Here is a 26599-nt window from a genome sequence, read left to right on the forward strand (position 1 = left end):
TATGGGATTTATAAGTCAAGTCATACTTCATAAATCTCATCATCTTTTTCTTCTTCCTGTTATTTTTAATGCTTTTTCGTTTCCGTTCTCAGCGGCTTTTTCAAACCATTCCATGGCGATCTCATCGTTCTCTTCTACACCATTTCCACTCAGGTAAGCATTTCCCAACTCAAACTGGGCTTTGTCACTACCGGCTTCTGCTGCCTTCTGCAACCATTGCAAGCCGTTTTCTGCATTGGGAGTACATCCTTCGCCATACATTAGCATTTTACCTACATAGTAACAGGCATGAATGTTTTCATTTCCGGCGGCGTCATTGAACCAACGGAAGGCTTCCTGAAGGTTTTGTTTAACGCCTACACCGTTATAATGGCAGAGGCCGGTACGATACATACTCATTGTATTACCATTGTTTGCGGCAAGGGTGTAGTACTTGAAGGCCTCCGTTTCGTTTTCTTCTACTCCGATGCCCATTTCATAGCAAATACCCATTCCTTCATTGTAGAATTCCTGTTCTGCCGCCTGCTTGAAATAGGTGAATGCTTTTTCACTTTCATTTAGCTTGTCATAATCGTAAAGGTAATATTCTCCTAGACGGAGCATAGCAAGTGCATTGCCGTTGGCAATTGCTTTTTCGTACCATTCTACTGCTTGTTTGTTATCTTCCAGGCAGGGACCGTAACCATAGAAATAATAATCGCCCATTTTGAACTGGGCATACCCATAGTTTAGTCCGGCGGCTTTGGTCATGTATTCCACTGCTTTATGCGGGTTTTCTTCTACACCGTAACCGTTTTCATATGCTAATCCCAGTTCTGTGATACAGCGGGGCTCTTCTTTTTCTTCTCCTTTCTGATACCAGGCGAGTGCTTTGTCGGGATCTTCTTCCACACCATATCCGTTTTTATAACAACGCCCTATAGCAAACATAGCATCTGTTTCACCGGCTTCGGCAGCTTTGAGATACCAAGCTGCCCCCTCTTCGGGTTGGGCGTCACCTTTTATTCCTTCACTCAGGTAGTAGCCCACACGGTACATGCCATAAGGATATTCCTGTTCGGCAGCTTTATTGAATAATTCGAATGCCTGTTCATAGTTCTGTTCATTCTCCTGGAGGAAACCTAATTCCACAAGTGCATAAGGAGAACCTTGTGCAGCTGCTTTTTCATAATACTCTTTGGATTTAGCTTTATCTGTTATTCCGGCATAACCGTTTGCCAGATAGAGAGCGGCCCTGCAATATCCATCATTGTTTTCCAATGCAGCGGACTTTTCATAATATTCCAGAGCTTTTTCATAGTCAGGATTTTCTGAGAGGATACCACGTTCATACATCCATCCGATGCGGTATGCAGCACTTCCGGAATTCAGTTCGGTAGCTTTCAGTAATAGTTCGTGAGCACGTTCGATATCCTCTTCCACCAGTTCTCCATTAAAGTAAACCATGGCGAGACTTTCAATTCCCTGTATGTAATTATCTTCCACACATCGTTCGAGACAGTATAATCCACGTTCTATATTCTGATACTCATCATTATAGAGGTAGATTAATGCAAGTTCATATGCACAATACGGTTCACAATAAAGCATTCCTTTTTCCAGCCATTCAATAGCTTTTGGGATATCTAACCAGGGCTCTTCCTGATAGTAATATCCCAAAAAGTTGGCTGCTGACCATACGCCGGCTTTCCATGCACCCTCCCATAACTCGAAAGCTTGTTCCTGTGTTTTCCCTAATTCCGGATTCCTAAAATAGAGTGTACCCAGATTTTTCTGAACATAGAAATTGGGTACTACAGCTAATGCTTTTTTATAGTACTCAGCTTGCTCGGCAACTTTTGTTTCGTCATTATCAAGTTCATCGCCAATAATAGCATATATATTGGCACGCATTTTATCTCCTTCAGGCAGTTCCTTCAGTAACTCTTGGCGGAGTTCCCATGCTTTTTCTTCATGTCCGGCACAATTCTCGATGCAAGCTTCGTAGAATTTCTTCCAATGCAGTCCTTCGGGAGTGGTAAGAGTGGCAAAACGGCGTTCACCTTCAGCTTTGTCCGCTTCGCAGTAATAACCCATATATTTCCAAAAGGCAAAAGTGGCTTGTGCATTCTCGTCTCCCATATCAGCAGCTTTTTCGTAATAAGCTACTAACTTACTGGTATCGCGCAGGCCATAACGTGCTTCGGCATATTGCGAGCCTTTCTGCACAAGTCCTACACCTGCAAACTCACCTACACGGTCACAAGTTTCCTGTACCTTTTCCCACCAGAATGCGTATTCTTCGTCGTTCAGGTCTGCCTCTACATTACAATCATAGGCCTGAAATATGTGGTGAAAGAATTCGGCTATTTGTTTCTCATTTTCTTTACTATCTAATGCATATTCACATACAGCAAGAGCTTCCCACCAATTATCGGGATGCATTAATATATCGTGTGTATATTTGCCAAACCATTCGGTAGCAGGCTTTCCGGATGCTTTGATCTGGTTGAGTAGTTTTTCGAAATTTTCTTTATTCATTTCCATAATAATTGGGTCTTTGAGGTTTTTAGTCGTCGCAATGTACAAATATTATGGGATTGCACCCAACAAAGAAATGAAAAACTGATAACCTTCGGACTAATTTATGAATTTTGTTTATCTATTTCATTGATAGAGCTAATTTCTTCTGATGATTGAGTTGGCAGTAAGACAAGTTGAAGAAGTTGTGGCATCAATATGTAAGAAACTTTTTCAATACATAGGATTTATATTATTTGTAAAAAAAAGGATGAGCATTTTCATGTTCATCCTTTTTCTTCCTAAACTATATAATTTTATTCGGGCATATACCAACGTGGGTCACCACAAGAACGCTTCCCTGAGAAGGAGTTATCTTTGATTGTAAAATTGCCTTTTTCCGGGTCAACAAATAAGTCAGCTTCACTACCACTATATGAACTCAGATCTTTGATATCATTACTTGATATGCTGAAGTCTGTTGTAGTATAGGTGTCAAGTACAGTGATAGAAGATGTTTTATAACGAGCACCTTTTATTTTTTCTCCGCCTTTACTACCTAAAATATTGCTTTCTAATACAATACCTTCAGAAGTACTTCCGTCTGCTCCAAGATCTATAATATAATCACCTTCACCCGGAACTTTACTTAATGTACAATTCTTTACTATTATTTTCGTCAGGTTAGTATTAGTACAACAGATAAAGCTTTTACCGCTTCTCCAGATTGTAGAGTTGCTGATAGTTATGTTTTCACATTTTCCGGCACCTTTATTTGCATCTACATGTATTATACTATAAGTACGTGAATCTGGTCCGTAAATGATACAATTGTCAATAATGAGATGTCCAATCGTTTTGATATCGCTACCCTGTAATCTGAACGGTGTATTTTTGAAATCATGGATATAACAATCACTGAATTCAACAGAACCTACATTAGTAGCTTTACTTTGATTGAAGATATAGTTGTTTTGAACTTTTTCTCCTTCTTCATTTACACTGTAACCAGAGAATTCTATATTCTGGAATTTGATAAAGCTATGGCTGCTACTAAAGTCAAACTGTTGAATAGCAATCGTTGCTTTCTTTTCTCCGGGTAATCCAAAGAATGTGATTGCCATGCCGTCAGGTAAAACTAATTTGTTACTGTTATTATACTGTGCGTCTCCTGGCAATGCAATTGTTACATTTTTATATCCTCCGGCAGCTATTTCATCAAGTAGAGTCTGATTGAGTGAGTCTGTAGCGGTCAGATAAGCTGTATAATCAGCTGCTGGCACACTGGGGTAAGTCTGGAAAGTGATACTTCCTCTCTTTACCTCATTATTGTAAATGTTGGCAGTGTAGGTGGTCAATGGTTCAAGGCCTTCTAAAGTAATTGTTCCTTCTTCCAACGCTTCATCGGTTAGATTTATATTTCTATCCAATTGGTCGCCTTTTAGTAATTCGATGTGGGTTGCTTTGGCTTCGGCTGCCCAATGTAGAATGGCTGTTGTAGCAGTTTTATCTCCTGAACCAACCTCTTGCATGATTTGTTCCGATTTGGTTTTGAAGGAAAACTCTTCAGGATAAGACCATTTAGATTCCTGAGTTGCGGACATTGATTTCATACGGAGGAAATACTTACTTGAACTATCAAGGCCGATTAAGGTAAATGGTGACTTTGTTATGCTCTTATCTTGACCATATACAATAGATCCGTTAGTTGTTCCCATTTCGATAGCATCGTATAGTGAATCTTTACTAACTTCAATGATATAATATTCTGTATTAGGTGTTGAAGTCCATGTAAACTCAGCATCTGTTGCACTAACTGTAATCCCCATCTTGGTTACTTTGAACAAACGGCTGTAAGACGAATCTGTTGTCCAGTCGTTGGCATCATCACAAGATGTGGTGGCAATTGCTGCCAGGAGTAATGCTACTCCCGACAAGGCCATATATTTTAATTTATTTATTTTCATAACTATTGTCTTTTATACTATTAGAATCCGTAAGAATTTTGCAATGTACCGTTTGAGTCAGAGATAGTAGTAGCACCAATTGGGAATACATGTCTGTTGATCACTTTATTGTTCAATCCGATACTTATGTAAGGAACGAAGGCTACATTTTTTCCTGTTAATGGATCTTCACTACCCCAACCTGATACGCTTTTATACTCATCTATATTATCTGGTTCTTCATACCAACAAATACTTGAAAGATCAATTTCATTTGCATTGTCTTTCTTCATTTTATAATATAGCTTTTTAGGGGCTTTTGTAATCAAATCCATATATTCATCTTTTGACTCTTCAATCTTTTTAGAAAGCAATCCCCAACGAATCAGGTCGTATTTGCGTACGCCTTCACCTGCAAGTTCCCATGCGCGTTCATCTACTATTGCGTTGAAGAAATCTTCTCCGCTTGTAAGACTGTTTACATAACTCAGTACACTTGCTTGTTGAGCTTCAGAAAAAGCACGGCTACGAACTTGTGTAAGTGCCTCTCTGGCGCTTAGTCCACTCGTTGGTCCAACTGCATCGGCACCCTGCAATTCGTTTAAAACTTCTGCATACATTAATAATACGTCTGAATATCTCAGCATAACACAATTGATACCTGTTGCTACTTTGTCAGCAGATGCTCTTGCTGCACTAAGCCATGTATCTGACATTTTACGAACATCCCATTTGGCTATATACATAGCGAAAGGTGCATTACCTGTCATATTTTCGATCGTATTACCGTTATCACCTTCTTTGATTTCGTATGTAGCGAATGTCAGGTCACGACGTAAGTCATTTTTATCGAATGTCCAGAAGAAAGGAGCTGTCAGTTTTACTTTACCGGATGAGTTCCCTTTTGCACCATAATAAGTGGTCTTTCCATTGATACGAATACCAACTGTATATCCTAATTCCCCAGACATACTCACTCCGTGAGCTACTTCATAAAGATTCTCCTGATAAGTTTGATCTAATTTTAATTGATTCAATAAATACCATTCGTTTTCAAAAGAAGGATTTAGCTTATGTTTGTTACTGGCAATGATAGCATCTAGGCTTTTTAGAGCCAATGTATAAAGTTCTGTACGCTTTTCTGCTCCCGGGCGTTGTGTCGGATAAGTTGCATCACAGTTAGGTAAATTTTCATAACCGGCTTTTGACGCTTCGCGGATAGAATAACCGGCATATGTTAAAGCAACGCGAGCCAATAAACCGTGTGCAAATCCTTTTGTTATTTTTTCTGTTGTATAACCGGAAGTTCCAGCCCATGGTAGATAGCTGATAGCTTCTTCCAAATCCTGAATTAATCTTTCATAGATAACATCACGATCTGTTTTAGGTAGATAAATGTTCGAACCATTTGTGTTCGTTGTTTCAAATTTCATCGGAACATCACCATAAGTACGGATCAGATCAAGATAAAGCATAGCCCGTAGTGTTAATGCTTCTCCTTTGTATATCAGCATTTTTTCTCTTGAAGCATTACCTTCTGCTATCAATGAGCTGCCTTCTATTCCTTCAACTACAATATTAGCATTCTCAATAGCCTCATACATACCAGTCCAATTACGGTTCAGTTTGGCCCAATCCAGTTGCGGATTATAGTTACATACACCACGTTCGTTGTTAGAGTTTACTGCTGATTCTCCTAATCCGTCTACTAATTCTATATCAGAGTTTAGCGAACAAAGTAAGGGGACTACCTGTGCATAAGTCTCATCTTTGGTAAGACCGGCATATACTTTGTTGAGGGCTTGCGAAGTATAGGTTGTTGAGTTGAATACAGCTTCTCCGGTCATTTCTGAAGGAGATGTCTGATCCAGAAAGTCTGAGCAGGAAGCGAGAGTTGCTACGCTCATTCCAATGAATAATGATTTGAATATATTTTTCATATCTGTTTTTGTCTTTAATTAGAATGTAACATTAATACCACCTACGAATGAACGGCTCTTTGGATAAGCCGAATAATCGATTCCCGGAGTCATCGGAGTGCTGGTACAGCAATCAACCTCCGGATCACTACCGCTATAATTAGTAAAGCAATACAAATTATATCCTGTAGCATAGATACGTACATTTTGTATCTTCAATTTGCTAACAAACAGTTTAGGCAGTGTATAACCGATTGTAATATTATTGACGCGTAAGAATGAAGCGTTCTCCACAGCCCAATCTACTAGAGGCATTGCTGTTGCTCCGGCTGGATTCCAGATACTGGCATTTCCATTCACTTCATTCAGACGATTAATAGTCCATGCTTCACCGTTTTCTTTTATTGAGGCACTACTCAATAGGTTTTTGCCAGTAGAAGGATCAATCCATGAATAGCGATCGTTCGAAGTAAAATGATCATTCAAATTCCAGTTTTTGGATGAACCGCTATAAAAGCTGGAACCCAATTTAGTTGCATTAACGATTTTGTTACCAATAGAGTAGTTGAAAAATGCAGTGAAGTCAAAGTTCCTCCATCTTCCGTTCAAACCAAAACCACCTGATAATGGAGGAATGGTATTACCTAAACGAACTTTCTTGTATTCACCATTTTCATTCGCTTTCAATTTGATAGAACCTGGATAAACTTTTCCGCCAATAAGTGAGCCACAATCATTTACGCCTGCTTTCAGTGCATATGTACCTGTTGTTTGATTGAAGGTAAAATCATCTGCTGTATAGAATCCATCAGTTTCATATCCGTATACTTCACCCAAACGACCTCCTTCTTCTATTAGGAAATCCTCAATACCTGCAACTGCTGTTCCGGCCCAGCTACTACTTTGCCAGAATTTACTATTGTTCAATTTATCAATTTTTCCACGATTATATGAGATATTGAAGTTCAAATTTAATCCAAAGTTCTTTGTCTCAGCCAAAACAGCATCTAACTGCAACTCTACACCTTTATTTGAGGTTTGTCCCATATTTTTATATTGGAAAGCATACCCGGAACTAGAAGCAATAGTTGTTTTCATTAATAGATCCTTGGTGGTATTCCAATAGAAATCCAAAGCACCGGAAAGGCGGTTGTTAAAGAAACCAAAGTCGATACCTAAGTTTCTTGATATAGTTGTTTCCCATTTCAAATCAGGATTGGAAAGGATGTTTCCATGTTTTAGTACAACGGCTGTTTTTTCATCAAAGTAGATACCTTTGTCTGATGTTCCGGCTACTGAGTATGTAGTGTACATGGAGCCACTGGGAATACGATTGTTACCGGATGTACCGATACTTAACCGAAGTTTGAGGTTTGACAAATAATCTTTTGCTCCTTCCATGAAGGCTTCATCATAAACACGCCATGCGAAAGCACCTGACGGGAAATATCCCCATTGATTTCCTGAGGCAAACTTACTTGAACCATCGGCACGCATAGTAAAAGTGAACAGATATTTGTCCATCAATGAATAATTAGCACGACCAAAGAATGAGAGTAAATTGTCTTTTATTCCGATATAAGTACTGGTTGGCAGTGATGTACCATTACCCAAAGCTGCGAGAATTTCTGTTGTAGTTGCGTCTTTGCTGAAATCTACAGCTGTGAGATAAGTCTTTTCATCTTGTGTGGAAGAGACTTCATGTCCTATCATTACATTGATACGGTCGCGTCCGTTAAAGAGCTTTTTATTGTCGTAAGTCAATGTGTTGGCATTTCTCCAGTTCTGGTTGTTAACCTTTGTGATATATGCCTGTGGTAAACCGCCATGACCATATTTAGAGTTAGCTGTTGCTTTATAACCCCAAACCTGATCAGTATTGTCGAATTTCCAGCCATAGCCAAATTCACTTCTGAATTTTAATCCCTTAAATGGTTCCCAGTTAAGACCTATATTATAATCTTGGCGGAATCTTTTTTGTTTTTTGTAAGTTGCATCTAAACGTTCAGTCGGAGTGTAACGTGCATTCGTACTGTTTTCATCATCTTCTGCATCTTCTGCCAAAGCTTTGATGGGAGCATGAGTGATAGATCGGGATACCAATGAATAAGCCTTACTACTTTCATTGTCTGCACCTCCACTTAAACCATCGATTGTTTGTTGTATAAGACGTGCGTTAAAATCAAGACTTAACCATTTATTGATTTCTGTATTAATTTTAGCGTTGATATTATTCTTCACGTAGCCAGAAGCTTTCATGATACTTGTTTCTTCATTACGTGCGTAGCTGATACTGTATTTAGTCTGCTTGCTACCACCACTGATACTAACGTTGTATTGCTGTTGGGTACCTGTACGGCCAAATATTTCATCCTGATAATTGGCACCTTCTACCGATTTGTAAATCTCCAAGTCATCATATTGTCCATAAGAAGTTCCTGTCTGATCTAATTCATATTGATAAAGGGCATATTCGTAAGGATTTAGTACTCCGACTTGTTTCACCACATTACGTACACCGAAAGAAGCTCCGAAGTTGACTTGAGTCTTTCCTTCCTTACCTGATTTAGTAGTGATGATTATAACACCATTTGCACCACGAGCTCCATAAATAGCTGTAGAAGATGCATCTTTTAATACGTCTACAGATTGGATATCTGTAGGAGCGATATCTGAGATACTTGACACTGGGAATCCGTCTACGATGTAAAGTGGTGAATTATCTTGTGATAAAGAACCACCACCACGAACACGGATTTTTACGTCGGCATCGGGGGAACCTTCTGTTGTTGTAATTTGAACACCAGCCATTTTACCTTGCAAAGCTTCAGCTGCACTTGACACGGGAATTGATTCCAATTGCTTAGCACTAACTGAAGATACAGAACCAGTCAAGTCCTTTTTCTGTACTGAACCATAACCGATAACTACTACCTCGTCCAATGCCTGGGTGTCATCGTGTAGCGTTACATTAATTTTTGTTTGTCCTTTGAGTGCAAAATCCTGAGTTTTCATACCGATGTATGAAATAACAAGAGTAGCTTTAGAGGAAACTTTAAGAGTGAAGTTACCATCAAGGTCAGTAATTGTACCGTTAGTGGTATTACCTTTTTCTACAACAGAGGCTCCGATTATCGGTTCGCCGGTCGCATCTTTAACATTACCCGTGAGAGTGATTGTTTGCGCGGAAACGCTGAGCGATAGAGCTGCAAATAACATAAGCAGCACGATTCGCATGTTTTTCACTTGGTTAGACATTCTTTGCATGTTTACTTTTAGTTTATTAAAATGATTGTTTTTCTTAGTTACACCCATATAGAGCGTTAGTTTGATCGCTACAAAAGTATGAGGATGTGAATTAGTAGATGTGCAATATTTGTTTTTAGGGTAGTATTTTTTGTTTTAAGACGAAATGTACTACTTAATCAGCTGTTTACAGAACCAATTATTGGTCACTATATCCTGCTCTTTTGTACGCCAGTGACCTGTATCGTGAGCAATGAACAACTGCTTGGGAGCAGTGATGACATTGTAGGCAGAGAAAGTGGAAGTAGGAGGACAGGTCGGGTCATTATACCCCCACGAATAATATCCGGGTGCCTGAATAAAGCGTGCGAAATTGACGACATCATAGTAACGGGACGTTTCAATCTTTTCGGGTTTATTGTTCAATACCTGATTTTGAGGGGCAAACATGGCTGGCCATCCTCCCGCACGCCCATGAAGATAACCGGTCACATCACAAAGAGCAGGATAGAAAGCTACGAGTGCCTTTATTCGGGAGTCTAATCCGGCAGTAACCATTGCCAATGCACCGCCCTGACTTCCACCGATGACACCTAAGTTCTCCCCATCATATTCGGGCAGGCTACACAGAAAATCGAGCGCACGTATGCAGCCGGTATATACGCGACGATAGTAATAGTGATCTTTACTATCGAGATTATAGAAGGCATAGTTGTTTAATGCACCTTTACTCAGATCGGCATACAGGTTATCCGGTAGTGTTTGCGGAATGCCATGGATACCGATGGCAAGGGTGATCATTCCTTTTTCTGCAAGTTTCATTTCTGCCGGTTGTTTCTTTACTCCGGCTCCCGGTACACGGAGAACAGCCGGGTATCTACCTGACTTTTTAGGTATACAGAGGATACCATAAAGATAACTTCCTTTCTGATAGTGTTGTAAACGGATATGGTATACATTTATTTCCGGAGTACATTGTTCGGGTAACAGAGTAATTAGAGGCTCCATCGGTATGCTGGCTGTTTCTGCTTTGGCACGTTCCCAGAACTTGGTGAAATCTTCGGGAAGTGTAGTGGTTGCTTGTAGCTTTTCTGGGCTAAACCCTATATTTACATAGTTGGAGTAGATAATACCATCTACCTTTGTACGGCAAAGACAAGTGATGAAACCGGGCGTTTTCATTGTACCGGCTTTCACTTTAAAGCTACCATTCTTCAGATCGCTACTTCCTGTTTGGTTAGGAGGAAGTTTTTCGGGACCTATTTCATAGGTGAGTGGAATGTTTTTGAGCATTATGTTTCCACGTATAACTCGAATAGTAAATGATGCCTGTTCGCCTGTACGGTATGTCCAATCGTCGTGATCGGGAGTAATCTCGATATGGACATAGTCTTTGATATTTGTCTTTTGAGCGAAAGATGCTACGTGACAGTACAATAAAGTAAGAATGAGTAGTATGCTTTTCTGGTTCATGATACAATTATTAAATGTTGAAACAAAGTTAATGGAGTTTGCGTAGCTTTTTGTAGAAATAATGTTTCTTTTTACGAGTATATGTACCAATTATTCTACCTTGAAATAAAAAAGCTATACTATCTTTGTCACTCTGAGTTTATTAATCGTATAAATGAAATGAAAAGAGGCTTATGCTTTTGGTTATTGGCAGGAATGTTTCAAATAGGTGTTGCACAGACTTTTTATCCTATATGGAATAATAACATGCCAAACAGTAAAGGTATTACTGTGAAAGATAGTATTGCTAATGAACGGGTATATCAGGTAGGTACACCTGGAGTGTATGTTTTTGAACCTTCGAAAGCAGAAAATAAGAAGACTGCCGTGTTAATTATTCCAGGTGGAGGATATGCACGTCTGGCTTATCAGATTAGTGGATGGCAGTTGGCTAAATGGTTCAATACGTTTGGGGTTACTGCTTTTGTTCTCAATCATCGTATGCCGCAATCACCGGATGTGATAGTGAGCTATCAGGCTCCTTTGGAAGATGCACAACGTGCAATGAGGTACATTCGTTTTCATGCGGCAGATTATGGCATTGATATCGATAAGGTAGGAGTAATGGGGTGTTCGGCAGGAGGGCATCTTTCGGCTTGTCTTTCTACATTTTCAGAAGATTGGGGGGCTGGAGGAGATGCACTGGATAAAGAGTCTTTCCGTCCTAATTTTACGATACTTATTTCTCCTGTGATTTCAATGGGGGAAACGGCTCATAAAGGAAGTCGGGATAATCTCTTGGGAAAGGAACTGTCACCGGAATTGTTGCATCAGTTTTCTTGTGATGAACGTGTGACAAATCAGACTCCACCGGCTTTTATAGTACATGCTACTGATGATCGGTCTGTCTCTTCTCTCAACAGTATTTTCTACTATACTGCACTGAAACGAGCTGATGTAAAGAAAACAACTCTGCATATTTTTCCGGAAGGAGGACACAGTATCGCTTTACGTAATAATCCGGGGACAACTAATCAATGGCCTATACTAGTTGAGAAATGGCTGGAGGGAGTGATTAGCGGTTAGTGATAAGTGATAAGTGATTAGCAGGCTGCGTTATAATCACGCTGCATAGCACTAATCACTAATCACTAATCATTGATTTCACTACTTCTGCTTTGTCTATAATGTAATCCGGATGAAAGCTTTCCAATTCTGTACGTGGACGAAATCCCCAGGTGACTCCACAAGAGGTGATTCCTGCGTTGATGGCAGTCTGCATGTCTACGCCCGAATCTCCGACATAGAGAACTTCTTTTTTTTCAACGTTTGCTATTCGCAAGATATCTTCCACAATTGTTGGATCCGGTTTTACTTTCACTCCATCCCGTTGTCCCAGTACAGCTACGAACCGGATGTTTGGAAAATAATGGGCTACGAGCTTCTCTGTAGCTGCCTGATATTTATTGGACGCAACTGCCAACTGTATCCCTTGGGTCTGTAGTGCTTCTAATAAGGCTGCAATTCCGGGGTATGGTTTGCTCTCATCCGCATTGTGTTTGTCATAATAGGGTACGAATTCCTGGCGTACACGGAGTACATTTTCTTCTGTTTTTTCTCCTTCCGGTAAGGCACGCTCAAAGAGTTTGTTAATTCCATTACCTACCATGAAGTTGTATTCTTCTATTTTATGTATAGGATATCCCAATTTTTTAAGTGCATGGTTCGTACTGTTTGCCAGATCGGCGATCGTATTTAGTAGTGTTCCGTCTAAATCGAATATAACAAGTTTCTTCATTTCTCTTTATTTTAGTAATCGTTCTGCAAATGTAGGAAAACAAATATGCCCCTGCAATAGTTTCTTTTTGCAGAGGCATAAATGCATTTACTTGAAACAGTTATTATAGTTCTAAAGCTTCCCGTTTCATCTCTTTGTGATACGGAACCAGTCAACATCCGCCCAGCCACCGTCATTCGTTACCAAGGCAGGACGGGTGCAGAATGTTCCTATTTTAGCTCCGATCCATTTGCCCTCTCTGGCTTGGAATGGTTTTCCTAATTTCTGGAATTTTTTACCATCGGTGCTATAACTGAAGTCGCACATTACTATAAGGTCATGTCCACCTTCACTTTTACCGATTTTCTTACCGTCACTGCTGAATTTAACTCTCAGATATACTGTGTTGTTTTGTAAATCAATAGCTTCATTTACTTCTTCCGGTGTTCCTTTATCTGCTTTCTTGCAACTTAACTGTGAGAGCACAAGCCCTTTATCCGTGTTTTCAAGAATTAATCCGGCATAATCCAGACCCATAACTACAAGTCCGGTACGTTCACCTTTGTATTTGGTTGTAGGCTTGAAAGTCAGCTTCATTGTTGCAGTGAAGTTATTTGAAGGAGTTTTCTGTAGTAGTAAGTTGGCTACATCCCAAAGGTTTTTATACTCATTCACTACCGGATAAGAATAAAGACGTACATACCCATGATCACCTGCATAGTATGCCCATTTTTCATTGATATTGGCATGCCATTGCCATTGTGGAGAAAGTGTGTATTCATTAAATTCGTCACTTTCTTGTGGTGTACAGATAGGATAGGTTTTACCGACATTTGGTTTTTTATAGGTTAGTACGGGTTCGCCACAACCATCTCCGTCTGTATCATTACCGATTACTGGCCAGTCGTTTATCCATTTCATCGGTTGAAGATGTACGATACGACCGTATGCACCTACATCCTGAAAATGCAGGAACCAGTCTTCTCCCGTTGGAGTATCTACCCATGCTCCCTGATGAGGACCATTGACCGGAGTATTACCTTGTGCTAATACTGTTTTCCACTCATATGGACCGTAGACATTTTTAGAACGAAGAACAACCTGCCAACCTGTTGGTACACCACCTGCCGGATGGAATATATAATAGTAATCACCTCGTTTGTAGAATTTAGGTCCTTCACAGGTTTCGTGGGCTTCATGTCCGTCAAATACAATTCTTGACTGTGTGATGGCCTTGGTAGCATCTGCATTCAGTTCACAGATAGCAATGACGCTTTTTAGTCCGGCACGACTTCCTGCATAGGCGTGTACGAGGTATACCTTACCGTCTTCATCCCATAAAGGGCAAGTATCGATGATACCTTTTCCTGCTTTTACAAGTACTGGTTCGCTCCAAGGGCCTTTCGGATCACGTGCTTTCACCATGAATGCACCTTGATCAGGATCTCCCCAAAAGATATAGAATTCTCCGTTATGATGGCGGATGGCTGGTGCCCATACACGATTGCCATGTTCCGGATGTTCGGGAGTTTCGATGGGAGGGAGGGCGTAAGGAACAGCAGCACCTATGATGTTCCAGTTTACAAGATCCTTTGAATGAAGAATTTGCAGGCCGGGGAGGCAGTTGAAGCTGGATGAAGTCATATAGAAATCATCTCCTACACGGCAGGCATCCGGATCGGAATAATCGGCATAAAGGATTGGATTTTTATATGTTCCGTTTCCCTGGTCTGCAACCCATACTTCGGACACATAACTTTTCTGTGCTATGGCCGGGGTTGTCATTAATAGGCAGAGGCCTAAGGTCTGTGCTAATCTTTTCATGGATTGTTTTTTATTATTTAGTTATGTTATAGAATTCTTGGTTACAAATATAAGTCTTCCAGATGAAAGCAGTGATAAATAATCGATTGCTTTGGAGGATTTATTGTGCATTAATGTGGAATAATTAGATACTAAAATGCCCCTACTTGCATTTAAACAGGTAAGGGCACTTGCAGTTATATTTTTGAATAGAAACTTATTCCATGTATGCTTTGGTTGTTTCTGAAGAACCATCATCCATAATCTTTTTGATAATGTTCAAACCTTTGGCAGGTTCGCTCAGTCTCATACCAAGAACATTATAATATTCTGTAGCGATTACTTGTTTTTCAACTGCTGTATCTGAAATACCTGTGCCACTGGTAGCTTTGCGGAATGTGAAACCATAGAATCCTAACTTAGTTCCTGCACCAAAGAAATAATAAGTATGTCCAGCTTGTACTTTGATCGTTTTTCCTTCTGTAACTTTTTCTGCAACTTCATAAGGAAAGCCAGCCATTACATTTTCCGTTAGGTCTGTTCCGTTGTCAAGAACATACATCTTCTTGGCATTACCTAATTGATATGCTAAATCGAGTTCTCCGTCTTCACTTACCTCGAATTTGTAAAGACATCCTGTTCCATCTGCTATGACAGGATTATTACCTCCTTCAAAACGAGCAGTGAATACTTCATTAAATGGATTATCATGTTTCTTTATAGTATAAGTATTGGTTCCAAATGTTAATGTAACACCCGGTACAGACGTTATACTACCTAAATCGGCGCTACTAATAGAAGATACCGTAAGATTGCCATCAGTATCTAAGAATTGTTCTCCTACAGAATAAGTTCCTTGTGCATTCGCTGTAAATACGCCAGCTACGAAAGCCATTGCGAGAAGTAATTGTTTCTTCATAATAATAATTTTTAAGTTATACAATAATGTTCTTTGTTTATTACTGTACAAAAGTATGAAGTATTACCTCTCGCAATGGGTAATATTTGTTCGAATAGGGTGTAATATTTGTTTTTATTGCTTTATTTTGATCACACAAGGATGTTCCAACCCTTCTTTCCACTCACGAATATAGGCGAACCATGCTTCCGGAGTTTTGTAGCCGAATGTTTCTTTCATTGAAGTAAATGTGGTGTGATATGAGAAATGGTTATCTCCTTTGGCTGTTAGGGTATAGAGATAGTTGGGTTTGTCTTTCACTTCTTTTACTACATATTTCTGTGGTATGCAAGTAGCTAACCCTACAGTTTCTTTTGCATATTTTACAGTATCATTTACGGGCCAGTCTGTACCCCAGCAACCGATAAGCCCCTTATGATCAGAATAAGATACGGAACCTTCAATGTCTTGTACACCGGTGCAGAATATTTCATCCTTCAGAGGTTCTTCAAAAAGAGCTTCTACCTTCATGTCGCGGTGCCCGGCATAGAGGGTGTAACGGGTAGTCATATTCAATTCAGAACCTTGATATTGCCAATCGGTTACTTTTATTTCAGCAATAGTACGGACAGGACCGTAAGCAATGATACTCTCTGTGAGTGTACTTACAGGTTCTATGTGCAGTGCTTTTTTTCCATTCCAACCCTTTAGTGCACCTACGCCGCAACTACCGCTTACACGTAGTACATCATCACCAAAACCACGTGCCAATTGTTCATCGGTAGGATAAAACTGTGATTCTTTAATCTCAAAGCCTTTATTGAATTTTCCGTAGATATCTACGGTTTGTTTATGGTCAAAGTATAAACGGTAGGCTACCAGTTCCGATTCAAATGCAGGACCATGGTGGTGCATCTGGTTATAGATGTTGGCAGTACCCGGGATGGTCACGGAATGAACAGGAACATGCTTTCCTTTTTTATCACTTACCATCATTTCTGCATATACACGTGGTTCGTATTGTTTATTACTTTTTTCTGATGACAGGGTGATTTTCAGTGTTCTCTTACCTTTGGCAGGCAAATCGATAACAAATGCAAGTTCATCTGCGCGGCGATCTCCATTCAGGTCATCCAGTTGTGATGGTATTTCTGTAGTACCATCTATTACTGTTGCTGATTTAATGCGAAATCCGGGGTTGATATCCTTTAGGTTGATTACTACCGGTTCATCAGATTTTGCCTGTTTCCAGGGGTTACTCACTTCTACTGTGATTGTCTTTTCATTGCTCTGTGCCAGAACTACTAACGGGCAGGAACATAGAAATAATAAAGCGGTAAAAAGGTTTCTTTTCATGTTTTTCTTTATTGTTTTATTGTTGAGTGAATGTCAATGTCGTTTGTTTATCACAGAGTTGTACAGAGAATTGCCTGGTTGTTAATAATAGAAACTCAGTTTTACTGTGGCGAACTCCTCTGCAAATGTAAGCTAAAAAAAGCAGACAGCCCTGTTAGTGATGATAAAAGGACTGTCTGCTTTGATCTAATCTATGTAAATGTGGTTTTACTTTAGGGTTAGATTGGTGCCCTGAGCACCTACCTGCTTATGTAGTTTACCATCTATCCGAATGTTCTTTGCATTTTTTATTTGGAGTGTGGGGCCGTTACTTTGCGTTTCGATGTAGATGTTGTCTAAAGTCACGCCATCTGCCTGGCTGATAACAGCGCCTTCGGCAGCATCTGTAATTACAACATTTTTCACTGTTATATTCTGGATAGGCATTTCGGGTAACCCATTGAAAAACATGGCACGCCCGGAGCCTTTACAATTAATATTTGTAATATGGATATCTTTGAATGCAGGAGTCTCTTCGGTTACGGGTGGCAAATCTGTTTTCGTATTTGCTGCACGTTCTTCTTCTGTTTCTTCTCCCGGCCCCTTACCACCATAGAACAAATCGAAAAGCAATGGTTCATTCGGAATGTTAATCATGTTAATATTATTGATGTAAATTCCTTCTACTACTCCACCACGCCCACGGGTACTTTTGAAACGAAGACCTACGTCTGTACCTAGGAAAGTACAATCTGTTACGTATATATTTTTTACACCTCCGGACATTTCACTTCCCACTACGAAACCACCATGCCCGTGTAGTACTGTATTGTTTTTTACTAATACATTCTGGCAAGGTTCTCCGCGGCGGCGACCGTCCTCATCTTTTCCGGATTTGATACAGATCGCATCATCTCCGGCATCAAACAGACTGTTGATGATAAGAGCATTCTTACAGGATTCCAGATCAAGTGCATCTCCGTTCTGAGAATACCAGGGATTGAATACTTTTACATTATTGATTGTGATATGTTCGCATGATAATGGATGTAGACACCAGCTGGGAGAGTTCTTGAATGTAACGCCTTCCAGCAACACTTTCTTACTTTTTACAATATTGAGTAGTACCGGGCGTAACCAGGGACGGATTTCATTCCATTCTTCATCAGTGTTTATCCCTTCGGGAACATTGAAGTCTTTACACGCTAAGGCACCCTTCAATGCACCGGCTGTTGGATACCATATCTTTTCGGATGCGTCCGTTACACCGCCCGATTTGACAAGCTTACTCCATTGAGAAGCAGTAAGTTTGTCTCTTTTAACCGGTCTCCAGCTATCTCCCGATCCGTCGAATGTTCCATATCCTGTGATAGCTATGTTTTCTGCATTGCGTGCCGAGATGGGAGATTGGCAACGCCGTGTTTCCAATCCTTCAAAGGAGGTTTCTATTATAGGGTATGCATCAAAGTCATCTGTGAAAAGAATCATTGCATTACGTTCTGTATATAAGTTTACATTACTCAGAAGTTCGATAGGACCCGTTAGCCACAATCCCTCCGGAATGACAACTTTACCTCCGCCTTTGGCATTGACAGCTTTAATTGCTTCATTGATGGCCTTTGTGTTTAGAAATTTCCCGTCATTTTTAGCTCCGAATGCAACAATGCTTATTGTATAGTCCGGAAATGCAGGTTGCTCTACAATAGGCATATCAAAAGGGAGATCCTTATAAATACTGTTGTCAATTACATTTCCTTCTTGAGCGCATGTCCGATTCCCTTGTGAGAGGGGGAGGCATATAGCTGTTAACAGCAGGAGCTTTTTTGTTAATGTGTTCATTTAAATTATCTTTCTATGGATTAATACTAAGGGTTGTCTTCACTTGATAACCGAAGAGGTTTATTATCCTTTGGCAGACTACTCTCCCGAGCGATCTACCGGAATGGATAATAAGATTCATGTTAACCTAATTCTAACCTTAAATAAATATTATGAAAAAACCTCTTAATTATCTGGTGCAAATATAGAGTCGATAATCCCGTTAGATGTGTACAATCTGTTGGTTTAGGTGGATTTTTTGTCATTTTCGGCTTTTCTTTGCACACTTCTCGTGTTTTTATACAGAAAGTTCCTATATTTGCAACCTAATTTAACTATTTAAAAGGTATGAGTTACAATTTGTTGAAAGGAAAAAGAGGTATTATCTTCGGTGCTCTGAACGACCAGTCTATTGCCTGGAAGGTAGCAGAGAAAGCCGTAGAAGAAGGTGCAACTATTACATTATCAAATACTCCTATGGCCATACGTATGGGCGAAGTAAACGCTCTGGCCGAAAAATTGAACTGTGAAGTTATCCCTGCTGATGCTACCAGTGTAGAAGATTTGCAGAATGTATTTAAAACTTCTATGGATGTGTTGCACGGTCAGATTGATTTTGTTCTTCATTCTATAGGCATGTCTCCTAATGTACGTAAAAAACGTACTTATGATGATCTTGATTATGGAATGCTGGAGAAAACGTTGGATATATCAGCTGTTTCTTTCCATAAAATGATTCAGGCTGCCAAAAAGTTGAACGCTATTGCAGATTATGGTTCAATTCTTGCTTTGAGTTATGTGGCTGCTCAGCGTACATTCTATGGTTATAATGACATGGCGGATGCAAAAGCACTGCTTGAGTCTATCGCTCGTAGTTTTGGCTATATTTACGGGCGTGAACATAGTGTGCGTGTAAATACTATTTCCCAGTCACCCACATTTACTACAGCAGGTTCGGGTGTGAAGGGAATGGATAAACTTTTCGATTTCTCTAATCGTATGTCTCCATTGGGTAATGCTACTGCTGATGAATGTGCTGACTACTGTATCGTAATGTTCTCTGATCTTACTCGTAAAGTGACTATGCAAAATCTCTATCACGATGGTGGTTTCTCCAGTGTAGGTATGAGTCTTCGTGCAATGGCTACTTATGAGAAGGGACTCGATGAGTATAAAGATGAAGAAGGAAATATCATTTACGGATAAGAAGCATTATAAGTTATAAAAATGATAAGACTAAGAAATCCTCTTCTCTTTATTATATTATGTGTATTCGCCGTAGCCTGTCGGATGGGTACGGGGGAGAATACGCTATTGCATAATGAGGAGAATGGGATTTCCATAGTTCGCTATGATAAGCTGCTGAACGAGTATGTGCGTTCCAATAGTTTCTCCGCTCTGCAAAAAATGAATATGGAGTACCGTCAGCCTACCAAGATTTTGATTGAAGAGGTTCTTGGGTTGGGGCAGGTTAATGATGATACCATTTCTTTGCGGCTTCGGACTTTTTATTCGGATACTACTTTGCTTCGACTGATGGCAGATGTGGAAGCTCGTTTCCCTGATCTGGAAGATGTAGAGAAAGGGTTGACCAAAGGTTTTGAAAGACTGAAGAAAGAGGTTCCCGATATCAAAATCCCAAATGTCTATTCACAAATTTCGGCATTCAATGAATCGGTAGTTCTTTCGGATACTTTACTTGGCATTAGTCTGGATAAGTATATGGGGGAGGATTATCCTTTATATAAACGTTTTTATTACGATTATCAGTGCCGTTCTATGCGACCTGACCGCATTGTGCCCGATTGTTTTGTATTCTATCTGATGAGTAAGTATCCTTTTCCTTTTCAGGAAGGAAGTTGTCTGCTCGATATGATGTTGCATTCTGGTAAGATAAATTATGCAGTGCAAAAAATACTGGGATATCGTTCTACAGGTGAGGCTATGGGCTATGGCGATGCAGAAGAAAAGTGGTGCAAGGAGAACGAAAGGAATGTATGGGAGTATATGCTGGCAAATCAGCATCTCTATGCACGTGATCCGATGATAGTGCGTAAGTATATGAAACCTGCACCGTTTACTGCCTTCTTTGGTGAGAATGCTCCGGCATTGATTGGTACCTGGATGGGTACATGTATTGTTTCTTCGTATATGAAAAAGCATAAAGATGTCAGCTTACAGCAATTGCTGGAGACTACTGACTATCATCGTATGCTACAAGAATCAGGTTATAAATAATAGAATAATGTGCCAATATGTCAATATGCCAATGTGCCAATTACCATTCGGCATATTTTCGTTAAATATAGCGCAGCCAATTGGCACATTGGCATATTAGCATATTGGCACATTATTTAATTCATTATTTCTCATGGAAACTGCTCTTTATCTCATTCCTGTAACTTTGGGTGATACTACTATCGAGTCCGTATTGCCTTCTTATAATAAAGAAATCATTCTTGATATCCGTCATTTTATCGTTGAAGATATTCGTTCGGCGCGTCGCTTTCTGAAGAAAGTAGACCGGGAGATTGATATTGATACTCTGACATTTTATACGTTGAATAAGCATACTTCTCCTGAAGACATTTCCGGCTATCTGAAACCGTTGATTGGGGGAGCTTCTATGGGAGTGATTTCGGAAGCTGGTTGTCCGGCTGTCGCAGATCCGGGGGCGGATGTTGTTGCCATTGCTCAGCGCAAGAATCTGAAAGTAGTTCCGTTGGTAGGACCTTCCTCGATTATACTTTCTGTGATGGCTTCTGGTTTTAATGGACAAAGTTTTGCATTCCATGGCTATTTACCTATCGAACCAACCGAACGCGTAAAGAAAATAAAGATGCTTGAGCAACGTGTCTATGCTGAGCACCAGACGCAGCTTTTTATTGAGACGCCTTATCGCAATAACAAAATGGTTGAAGATATTTTGCAGAACTGTCGTCCGCAGACCCGGCTTTGCATTGCTGCCAATATAACTTGTGAAGGCGAATACATTCGCACTAAAACAGTGAAAGAATGGAAAGGAAAGGTTCCCGAACTATCTAAAATTCCCTGTATTTTTCTCTTATACCAATAATATCTTTCAAGTGTTCGTACTCTTCTTCAAAGCATTTACTGAAGAAGTTACGTTCTAAATTTTGTTCTATCTGCTGGAACTGCCAAAGCTTTCCACCTTTAAATTGCGGATTGCAAAGGATAGAGTCATCTTCTATATCAAGAACAAAAAGATAGACGAGCCTGTTGGTCACGGCATTTTCAAAGTGATACATGATGCTGAATGTCGGTTTCAATCCGTTGATACCAGGAAAGGTATTGTGTAAAATTCTTCGACAACCTTCGGCAAGTGATTCTCCGAAGCCGAGGTAACATTCCATTGGAATATCCATTTTACCTCTATCCAACGTAGCTGTTTGAGGGCGTTCACAAAGAAATAGTTTTCCGTGCGAGGCCACTGCGATACGTATCACCGGATTGATATAGCTATTTTTATTATTAAGAGCTTCCAGCGCCGGACTCTTCCCTATCACATCTCCCTGAGTATTGACAATGGGTACGTATTCGGTATGCGCCATCAACTTATTGAAGTAATGGATGCTGATCTGGTTGAAGATAATAGCCAAAACAAAAATGGCGGGAGGAAGGAGATTGAATATGATCCACTTTGCCGGATTTTCAAGAGGGTGTACGAAAAATATTCCCAAACTAATGGCGATAAAGTGTAACACTCCCAGTATCAATACGATGTGTGCAGATACAATGGCTGATTCTGCACCTTGGGCAAACAGACGTTTGGAACAAATCTCTTTCTTTTTCAAGAAATAATTGATGAATCTTTTTTTATGCAGGTAAAGAATCAGCATCGGGATAAGAATGCTTACCTCCACTGTCATTGGCAGAGCGCCGGGAGGAACATAGTCACCTGGAATTAACGCTGCTATGGTTAGTAATACCAGGGTGGCTGTAGAAATGTAAAGGATAAAGTTAGGAATCCGCACTCCCTTACGATGCATTGAACAATACGAATAAAGTAATCCGATACCTGTTCCGATATAGATTGCAGTGTCTTGCGTTATAAATTCGCATAAAACTATGGAAATGATAACGGGGATGTATCCCAATGACATGTTAAATGCGGAAGACAATATTCCTTTATGACTCATTTTAGTATACATTTTGTCTGTTTCCTATAAAACAAACTAATATGGCTTAAAGTTGAGGGTTGAAAGTTAAAATTTGCTCACATGTTTTTCCGCATGATAGGAAGAACGTACGAGCGGAGCGCTTTCTACCTGCTCAAAGCCTTTCTCCAGTCCGATTTTCTTATATGCGGCAAATTGTTCGGGAGTGACGTATTCTGCTACCGGATAGTGCCGATGGCTGGGTTGCAGGTATTGTCCGATGGTGAGAATTTTACATCCGGCCGCCAAAAGGTCATCCATGAGTTCTTCTACTTCTGCCGGAGTTTCTCCCAACCCTGCCATGATGCCACTTTTTGCGGTAGTGTTACTACTGGCTATCCGGTGGATAACTTTAAGGCTGGTATCATAGTTGGCTGCACTGCGTACCAACGGACTGATACGTCGTACGGTTTCCATATTGTGTGAAATGATTTCCGGATGCGCCGAAATAATAGGATCTATTAATTCCATCCGTCCCTGAAAATCGGGTATCAGTACTTCAAGAGTTGTTTTCGGGTTTATTCTTTTTATTTCGGTGATGGTACGTACCCAGTGGGCAGCTCCAAGGTCGGGGAGGTCGTCACGATCCACGGAGGTTACTACGGCATGCGATAACTTCATTAGTGCGATGGATTCTGCTACATGCGTTGGTTCGTTGACATCCAGCGGGAGCGGGCGACCGGTTTGTGTATTGCAGAACTTACAACTACGGGTGCAGATGTCACCGGCTATCATAAAAGTAGCTGTACCTTTTCCCCAGCATTCTCCCATGTTCGGACAACGGCCACTGCTACAAATGGTGTGCAAACAGTGACTTTCTACAATACGCTTTGTTTCTGTGTAACGTGCATTGGCACCGATATTTATCTTCAGCCATTCGGGCTTTCTCATTGGATGTATGATTTATGGTTTGAGAGTTATGATTTATGAATTAGGAAGGTGTGTCAAGAGTAAAATCATCCATTATTAGAACGCGGATTAACGCTAATTTACGCAAAGATTAAGTTAAATCTGCGCTGATTTGCGTTAATCTGTGTTTCTAAAGTTACATATTGATAGCTTGATCCGGCTTTTGACACCCTCATAATTCATTACTTTATAGGTTATTTAAAAAGAAATTGGTCAGTTTCGTGTACAAGTGTTGGCGGGTATTGCCACCATAAATACCATGATTACGATTGGTGTAGACCTGCATGTCGAATTGTTTATCCAGTTGTACCAGATGTTCGGCATATTCGGCACAATTCTGGAAATGAACATTATCATCTGCCATACCATGTACCAATAGGAGATTACCGTGTAGTTTATCGGCACGTGTGAAAGCAGATGCAGCTTTGTATCCTTCTGCGTTTTCCTTTGGCGTGCGCATAAAGCGTTCTGTATAGATGGTATCATAGAATTTCCAGTCGGTTGGTGCAGCCACAGCTACCCCTGCTTTGAATACCGGAGTTCCTTCGCTCATACTCATTATTGCCATGTATCCGCCGTAACTCCAGCCCCAGATGCCAATGCGGTTTTTATCCACATAAGGGAGTGTACCTAGATATTTGGCTGCTTCCACCTGATCTTTGGCCTCTTTTACACCCAGGTTCAGGTAAGTACTTTTTTGAAATTCTGTACCACGTCCACCGGTACCACGTCCATCTACACAAGCAACGATGTAACCTAAACTTGCCATATAGGTTTCCCAGCTGATGGCGAAGTTATCCAACACCTGTTGTGATCCCGGACCGCTGTACTGATACATCAGTACCGGATACTTTTTGGATGCAGAGAAGTCTGCCGGTTTCATCATCCAGCCGTTTAATTCTACTCCCTGGGAAGTCTTAAACTTGAAGAATTCTTTCTTGGGAAGTGCTACTTGTGCCAGTTTTTGTTTAAGTGCATTGTTGGCTTCCAATGTTTTCAGCGTCTTACCTTCGTTGTCATTCAGGGTGATAACAGCCGGAGTGTCAAGGTTGGTGTATGTATTGATGTAGTATTTCATTGTGGGGCTGAACAAAGCACTGTTCATACCTGCTTTTTGAGACAGCTTGGTCTTTTTACCTTTACGGTCTATTTTGTAAACAGCTTGTTGCATAGGGCTTTCTTCGTTGCTGATGAAGTAGAAACTACCATCGGCCTCGTCATATCCCAGAAACGATTCTACTTCATGAGCACCTTTAGTCACTTGCTTTACCAAGTTCCCTCCCATGCTGTACCAATAGAGGTGCGGGTATCCGTCTTTATCGCTGAGGAAACTGAAGTTTTCGGGGTAGAACTGAATATTGTCGAATACGTTTTCGCTGATATAATAGGGTGATTCATCGCGCAATGCCAGTTTGCAAACAGTTGAACGCGGATCGGCAAAGTACATGTCGAAACGATTCTGATGACGGTTCAGCGTCATGATGGCAAGCTTGTTAGGGTCTTGCGTGAAACGGATACGAGGGATGTATCCGTCGGCATCCAATGGCAACTTCATCGTGCGGGTTACTTTTGATTTGATATCGAAAGTACGTACTTCTACCTTGGAGTTCGGATATCCGGCTTTCGGATATTTGTAAGTGTATTCTCCCGGATAATCTTCCAGCCCGTTGATGTGCGGTGATTCTCCGGCAAAGAGTGGAAACTGGTACGAAGGAACTTCCGTTTCATCAAAACGGATAAAAGCCAGCATTGAGTTGTCGGCACTGAATTCGAGTGCCCGGTTAAATCCGAACTCTTCTTCATATACCCAGTCGGGAATGCCATTGAGTACTGCATTCTGTTTGCCGTCTTCCGTCACCTGGCTCTCACTGTTTCCATAGAGTGTTTTTACCAGAAAGATGTTGTTATCCCGTACAAAAGCAATCATTGTTCCGTCAGGAGAAAAAACGGGGGCTTGTTGAGGGCCCCCGTCAGAAAGCCGTTCAATAATGTTGTTTGTCGTTACCCCTTTATCATTACGTTTCAAGGGATATAAGTAATGTACGGCTGTATATGAACGCCTGTAAATGGGCGTTGTTTCAGTTGCGATAAGCAGTTTGGACCCATCCGGAGAAAACTGATAACTGTCAAAGTGTTTGAAATCACACTCGCGGGCTTTGGCCACGTCGAAGATTACTTCTACAGGTTCTCCTGTTTTGAAAGAGTATTTGGTGATTTGGGTACCTTCGTCATTCATCTGTGTGTAGTGCTCACCGTCGGGCATTGGGACTACGTTCCGAATGCTTGCCGGACGATATTTACCGGAAGTTATATCCTTCAGGTCGAGTTTTTTACTACCTTGTGCCATACCTGCCACGCAAGCAAGGAAAAGTAGAAGGGTAAGGGTTATCTTTTTCATTATTTCTTAGTTTTTGCTTCTTATTCCTGCAAAGTTAGTAATAAACTGAAATTCGTCAAAGAAAGGATACTTTTTTATCTATCGTTCGCCAGTACTCGTTATCTTTATTAATTCCCTTTTACAGATTTTATTATAGTAAGGCATATTGGTGTTCTGTTAGAGGTTTCGTCCGGTTAGTTGTAATCGAATGTATCGAAGGTCGTAGTGCTTCTTTGTTTTAGATGTACATGTAAAGCAGTACGACATGTACATGTGGAGCAGTACGACATGTGCATGTGGAGTAGCTTTACATGTACATCTAAAACAACGTTGCCTACCGAGACTCAGGGCCGACGCATTAAATAATTTACTATTGCATATGTACTTTTCTTATTGTTATTTAATTGAATATTAATTATTTAGTATTATTTTATTTCGTTTA

17 protein-coding genes are annotated in these 26599 nt (G+C 40.4%); 4 read left to right on the plus strand and 13 right to left on the minus strand.

Going from position 1 to position 26599, the window contains the following annotated elements; genetic code table 11:
* Nucleotides 1-39 precede the first annotated feature (39 nt).
* From QX565_RS15320 to QX565_RS15340, 5 genes are all read right to left on the minus strand, one after another.
* Nucleotides 40-2526: a tetratricopeptide repeat protein gene (locus QX565_RS15320; RefSeq protein ID WP_289293359.1), complete on the minus strand. Its 2487-nt coding sequence runs from the start codon at nt 2524-2526 to the stop codon at nt 40-42.
* Between the two features lie 290 nt (nt 2527-2816).
* On the minus strand, nt 2817-4466 hold the full coding sequence (locus tag QX565_RS15325) for a DUF5123 domain-containing protein (protein WP_289293361.1): 1650 nt from the start codon (nt 4464-4466) through the stop codon (nt 2817-2819).
* 20 nt (nt 4467-4486) lie between these two features.
* Nucleotides 4487-6385 (minus strand): RagB/SusD family nutrient uptake outer membrane protein, encoded by a 1899-nt coding sequence (locus tag QX565_RS15330; protein ID WP_289293362.1) that lies wholly within the window; start codon nt 6383-6385, stop codon nt 4487-4489.
* A gap of 18 nt (nt 6386-6403) precedes the next feature.
* A complete protein-coding gene (locus QX565_RS15335) occupies nt 6404-9622 on the minus strand; it encodes a SusC/RagA family TonB-linked outer membrane protein (RefSeq protein ID WP_289293363.1) in 3219 nt (1072 codons plus the stop codon).
* Nucleotides 9623-9781: 159 nt separating this feature from the next.
* Nucleotides 9782-11083, minus strand: a complete 1302-nt coding sequence (locus QX565_RS15340; protein ID WP_221649272.1) for an acetylxylan esterase — start codon at nt 11081-11083, stop codon at nt 9782-9784.
* A 159-nt stretch (nt 11084-11242) separates the two neighbouring features.
* Between QX565_RS15340 and QX565_RS15345 the strand changes: the two genes are divergently transcribed.
* Nucleotides 11243-12148: an alpha/beta hydrolase gene (locus QX565_RS15345; RefSeq protein WP_289293366.1), complete on the plus strand. Its 906-nt coding sequence runs from the start codon at nt 11243-11245 to the stop codon at nt 12146-12148.
* 58 nt (nt 12149-12206) lie between these two features.
* Here QX565_RS15345 and QX565_RS15350 read toward each other — a convergent pair whose 3' ends face one another.
* The 5 genes from QX565_RS15350 to QX565_RS15370 all read right to left on the minus strand — a co-directional run bounded on the left by QX565_RS15350 (nt 12207) and on the right by QX565_RS15370 (nt 18714).
* Nucleotides 12207-12860 carry an HAD family hydrolase gene (locus tag QX565_RS15350; RefSeq protein WP_289293368.1) on the minus strand — a complete coding sequence of 218 codons (654 nt, stop codon included), beginning with the start codon at nt 12858-12860 and terminating at the stop codon, nt 12207-12209.
* 126 nt (nt 12861-12986) lie between these two features.
* On the minus strand, nt 12987-14663 hold the full coding sequence (locus QX565_RS15355) for a glycoside hydrolase family 43 protein (RefSeq protein ID WP_221649275.1): 1677 nt from the start codon (nt 14661-14663) through the stop codon (nt 12987-12989).
* A gap of 196 nt (nt 14664-14859) precedes the next feature.
* Nucleotides 14860-15561 (minus strand): hypothetical protein, encoded by a 702-nt coding sequence (locus QX565_RS15360; protein ID WP_289293370.1) that lies wholly within the window; start codon nt 15559-15561, stop codon nt 14860-14862.
* A 114-nt stretch (nt 15562-15675) separates the two neighbouring features.
* Complete coding sequence (locus QX565_RS15365; RefSeq protein ID WP_221649277.1) at nt 15676-16896, minus strand: DUF4861 domain-containing protein; 1221 nt, start codon at nt 16894-16896, stop codon at nt 15676-15678.
* A 207-nt stretch (nt 16897-17103) separates the two neighbouring features.
* Nucleotides 17104-18714 carry a glycoside hydrolase family 28 protein gene (locus tag QX565_RS15370; protein WP_289293373.1) on the minus strand — a complete coding sequence of 537 codons (1611 nt, stop codon included), beginning with the start codon at nt 18712-18714 and terminating at the stop codon, nt 17104-17106.
* A gap of 327 nt (nt 18715-19041) precedes the next feature.
* Between QX565_RS15370 and QX565_RS15375 the strand changes: the two genes are divergently transcribed.
* The 3 genes from QX565_RS15375 to QX565_RS15385 all read left to right on the plus strand — a co-directional run bounded on the left by QX565_RS15375 (nt 19042) and on the right by QX565_RS15385 (nt 21769).
* Nucleotides 19042-19899, plus strand: a complete 858-nt coding sequence (locus tag QX565_RS15375) for an enoyl-ACP reductase FabI (RefSeq protein ID WP_002559373.1) — start codon at nt 19042-19044, stop codon at nt 19897-19899.
* A 24-nt stretch (nt 19900-19923) separates the two neighbouring features.
* A complete protein-coding gene (gene gldB / locus QX565_RS15380) occupies nt 19924-20931 on the plus strand; it encodes a gliding motility lipoprotein GldB (RefSeq protein ID WP_221649342.1) in 1008 nt (335 codons plus the stop codon).
* Nucleotides 20932-21064: 133 nt separating this feature from the next.
* Complete coding sequence (locus QX565_RS15385) at nt 21065-21769, plus strand: SAM-dependent methyltransferase (protein WP_221649279.1); 705 nt, start codon at nt 21065-21067, stop codon at nt 21767-21769.
* Here QX565_RS15385 and QX565_RS15390 read toward each other — a convergent pair.
* From QX565_RS15390 to QX565_RS15400, 3 genes are all read right to left on the minus strand, one after another.
* Entirely contained in the window at nt 21735-22853 is a 1119-nt protein-coding gene (locus QX565_RS15390; RefSeq protein WP_221649280.1) for a hypothetical protein, read from the minus strand. The two genes, QX565_RS15385 and QX565_RS15390, sit on opposite strands and share 35 nt — an antisense overlap.
* 66 nt (nt 22854-22919) lie before the next feature.
* A complete protein-coding gene (gene lipA / locus QX565_RS15395; protein WP_414429715.1) occupies nt 22920-23762 on the minus strand; it encodes a lipoyl synthase in 843 nt (280 codons plus the stop codon).
* A gap of 205 nt (nt 23763-23967) precedes the next feature.
* Complete coding sequence (locus QX565_RS15400; protein ID WP_289293377.1) at nt 23968-26178, minus strand: S9 family peptidase; 2211 nt, start codon at nt 26176-26178, stop codon at nt 23968-23970.
* Between the last annotated feature and the right edge of the window lie 421 nt (nt 26179-26599).

Origin of the sequence: Bacteroides sp. 41_26, assembly GCF_949740115.1 — a bacterium.
GTDB classification, from domain to species: Bacteria; Bacteroidota; Bacteroidia; order Bacteroidales; family Bacteroidaceae; genus Bacteroides; species Bacteroides nordii.